This window comes from Flavobacterium sp., assembly GCF_049240005.1.
GTDB lineage: Bacteria > Bacteroidota > Bacteroidia > Flavobacteriales > Flavobacteriaceae > Flavobacterium.
In genome coordinates, this window is the sequence record NZ_JBMLTK010000114.1 from 1 (window position 1) to 3,401 (window position 3,401).

3 protein-coding genes and 1 pseudogene are annotated in these 3,401 nt (G+C 37.8%); all 4 read left to right on the top strand.

Annotated features, from left to right (window positions below; genetic code table 11):
• Nucleotides 1-566: pseudogene (locus ACOVQQ_RS11500) on the top strand (F0F1 ATP synthase subunit alpha); the annotation flags it as partial.
• A 76-nt stretch (nt 567-642) separates the two neighbouring features.
• Nucleotides 643-1,500: an ATP synthase F1 subunit gamma gene (gene atpG / locus ACOVQQ_RS11505; protein ID WP_421818322.1), complete on the top strand. Its 858-nt coding sequence runs from the start codon at nt 643-645 to the stop codon at nt 1,498-1,500.
• A 101-nt stretch (nt 1,501-1,601) separates the two neighbouring features.
• A complete protein-coding gene (locus ACOVQQ_RS11510) occupies nt 1,602-3,068 on the top strand; it encodes a lipopolysaccharide biosynthesis protein (RefSeq protein WP_421818323.1) in 1,467 nt (488 codons plus the stop codon).
• A gap of 1 nt (nt 3,069) precedes the next feature.
• On the top strand, nt 3,070-3,401 hold a 332-nt coding region (dut, locus tag ACOVQQ_RS11515), incomplete at its 3' end, for a dUTP diphosphatase (protein WP_421818324.1).

A 3,401-nucleotide genomic window follows, 5' to 3' on the forward strand; every position in this document is an offset into this window, starting at 1 on the left:
TAACAGCTTTACCAATCATTGAAACTCAAGCAGGTGACGTTTCTGCATATATCCCAACCAACGTAATTTCGATTACAGACGGTCAAATTTTCTTGGAGTCTGACTTGTTCAACTCAGGGGTTCGTCCGGCGATTAACGTAGGTATTTCGGTATCTCGTGTTGGAGGTAATGCACAAATCAAATCGATGAAAAAAGTAGCCGGTACTTTGAAATTGGATCAAGCACAATTCCGTGAATTGGAAGCGTTTGCTAAATTCGGTTCTGACCTTGATGCTGCTACTTTAAATGTAATCGAAAAAGGTAGAAGAAACGTAGAAATCTTGAAACAAGCCGTAAACGATCCGTTTACAGTAGAAGATCAGGTAGCGATTATCTATGCCGGTTCTAAAAACTTGTTGAGAAGTGTTCCTGTAAACAAAGTAAAAGAATTCGAAAAAGATTATATCGAGTACTTGAACAACAAACACAGAGATACTTTGAATGCTTTAAAAGCCGGTAAGTTAGATGATAACATTACTGACGTTTTAGAAAAAGCAGCTAAAGAAATTTCAGCGAAATATAACTAATAACAATTTGAAGATTTGAGAATTTGAAGATGTAATAATTTTCAAATTTTCAAATCCGATAATTTTCAAATTAACTATGGCAAACTTAAAGGAAATCCGTAATAGAATTACTTCCGTTCAGTCGACGATGCAAATCACATCGGCGATGAAGATGGTTTCTGCCGCTAAGCTGAAAAAAGCACAAGATGCCATTACAGCGATGCGTCCTTATGCCGAAAAACTAACGGAATTATTACAAAGTGTTAGTGCTACTTTAGATGGTGATGCAGGCGGACAATATACTTCGCAACGTGAGGTGAATAAAGTCTTAATCGTAGCCGTTACCTCAAACCGTGGTTTGTGTGGTGCTTTCAATACCAACGTTATCAAGCAAGTAAAAGTTGTGGCTGATGCGTATGCCGGAAAACAAGTAGATGTATTTGCTATTGGTAAAAAAGGAAATGATGTTCTTAGAAAATCATACAACGTTATTGCCAACAGAAGTGATGTATTTGATTCCCTTACCTTTGAAAATGTTGCAGAAGTTGCCAACTTGCTAACCGATAAGTTCGTGGCCGGAGAATACGACAAAATTGAAATTGTTTACAATCAATTTAAAAATGCCGCCACTCAATTGGTCATGACTGAGCAATTTTTACCTTTGGCACCAATTCAATCTGAAAATGCTTCTGCCGGTGATTACATTTTCGAACCGTCTAAAGAGGAAATTGTATTGACACTTATTCCTAAGTCATTAAAAACACAATTGTACAAATCTGTACGCGATTCTTTTGCTGCTGAACACGGTGCTCGTATGACCGCAATGCACAAAGCAACAGACAACGCAACCGATTTAAGAAACCAATTAAAATTAACCTACAACAAAGCGCGTCAAGCGGCAATTACCGGAGAGATTTTGGAAATTGTTGGTGGAGCGGAAGCGTTAAACGGATAGTTTTACACAATATTTCAAGGAAAGGGCGAACATTTGTTCGCTCTTTTTTTTTGGAACAGATTTAATAGTTATTTTTGTTCAACACCATAATAATTCTCGGATTGAGCCTTTATAAAAACCTTTTCAAACAAACCCTAATCTATGGCTTGGCAACAGTGCTACCCAGAATGATTAGTTTTTTATTGAATCCGCTCTATGTAGACCAATTGCCCAAACAGGAATTTGCCGATGTCTCCATTGTTTTTGCCTGGTTGGTGTTTTTCAATGTCATACTTTCCTACGGAATGGAAACGGCTTTTTTCCGATTTTATAACACGGAAACCGATAAAAAGAAGGTGATTTCTACCGCCACTATTTCCTTGTTTTGGTCTTCTCTTCTCTTTTTATTTGTATCGTTACTCTACCGAAATACCTTATCCGATTGGTCCGGAATTAAAGTAGAATACATCACGTATACGCTTTGGATTCTGGCTTTAGATGCTTTGGTCATTTTGCCGTTTTCCAAGTTAAGAGCTACCCAAAGGCCTATCGTATACGCCTTTATTAAAATCGGGAATGTAATGTTGAATATGTTGCTTAACTTATTCTTCTTGTTACTGTTGCCCCGATTGGCTCAAATGGATGCCGAAGGTTTTTTCAACACGATATATTACGAAAACTTCCAAGTAGGGTATATTTTCGTTTCCAATTTAATCGCTAGTCTTGTCACTTTTGTCATCTTATCTCCTGATTATTTTAAGATCAGCTGGAAGTTTGATTTCAACCTATGGAAGCGAATGATGCAATACGGTCTGCCTATTTTAATTGCAGGCGTAGCCTTTGCCATCAACGAACATTTCGATAAAATTTTGTTGGATTGGATGAAGGTGTCCAAGTCAGATATCGGCGCTTATGCAGCTTGTTACAAAATAGGTATGTTTATGGTCTTGTTCCGAACAGCTTATACCTTGGGCATTGAACCGTTCTTTTTTAGTCATGCCGCTAACGAAAATGCCCAACAAACGTATGCAACTATTACCAAGTATTTTGTGATTTTTGGGTCGTTTATCAGCTTTTTTGTGATTGCGTTTATCGATTTATTAAAATTGCCGTTGGTGCCTGAAGACAGTTATTGGATAGCCATAAAAGTGGTACCATTGATTGTTTTGGCGAATTTCTTTTTAGGCATTTACACCAATTTATCCGTGTGGTACAAATTGATTGACAAAACCAGAATCGGCGCTTACATTTCCATTGTGGGTGCTTTGGTAACACTCGTGCTCAATTATGTACTTATCAAACAGGGTTTGAGCTATTACGGTTCTGCCATCGCAACTATCGCTGCTTACGGAACCATGATGGTGATTTCCTATCAAATGGGACAAAAACAATATCCTATTCCTTACGATATTGCAACCCTTTTAAAATATCTATCGCTTTCTATAGTGTTTTCTGCCATTTCATTTTATATCCCGTCATTGCGGGAAAACTATGGCGTTAAAATACTTTTGTTGGCCTTGTTTTTATATTTCATCTACCGAAACGAAAAGGAAACATTACTCCGAATTGTTAAAAGAAAAACCAAGTAAAATGACCATAAAAATCATCAACAAGTCGCAACACGATTTGCCGAATTATGAAACCATAGCCTCAGCCGGAATGGATTTGAGAGCCAATTTAACCGAATCCATCGTCTTGAAACCGTTGGAGCGAACCATTGTAAAAACAGGTCTTTTTATTGAATTGCCATTGGGTTATGAAGCCCAAGTCCGACCAAGAAGTGGTTTAGCAGCCAAAAAAGGAATCACCGTTTTAAACTCACCGGGTACAGTTGATGCCGATTACCGTGGAGAAATTGGGGTGATTTTAGTAAATTTATCCCAAGAAGATTTCACCATCGAAAATGGAGAAAGAATCGCCCA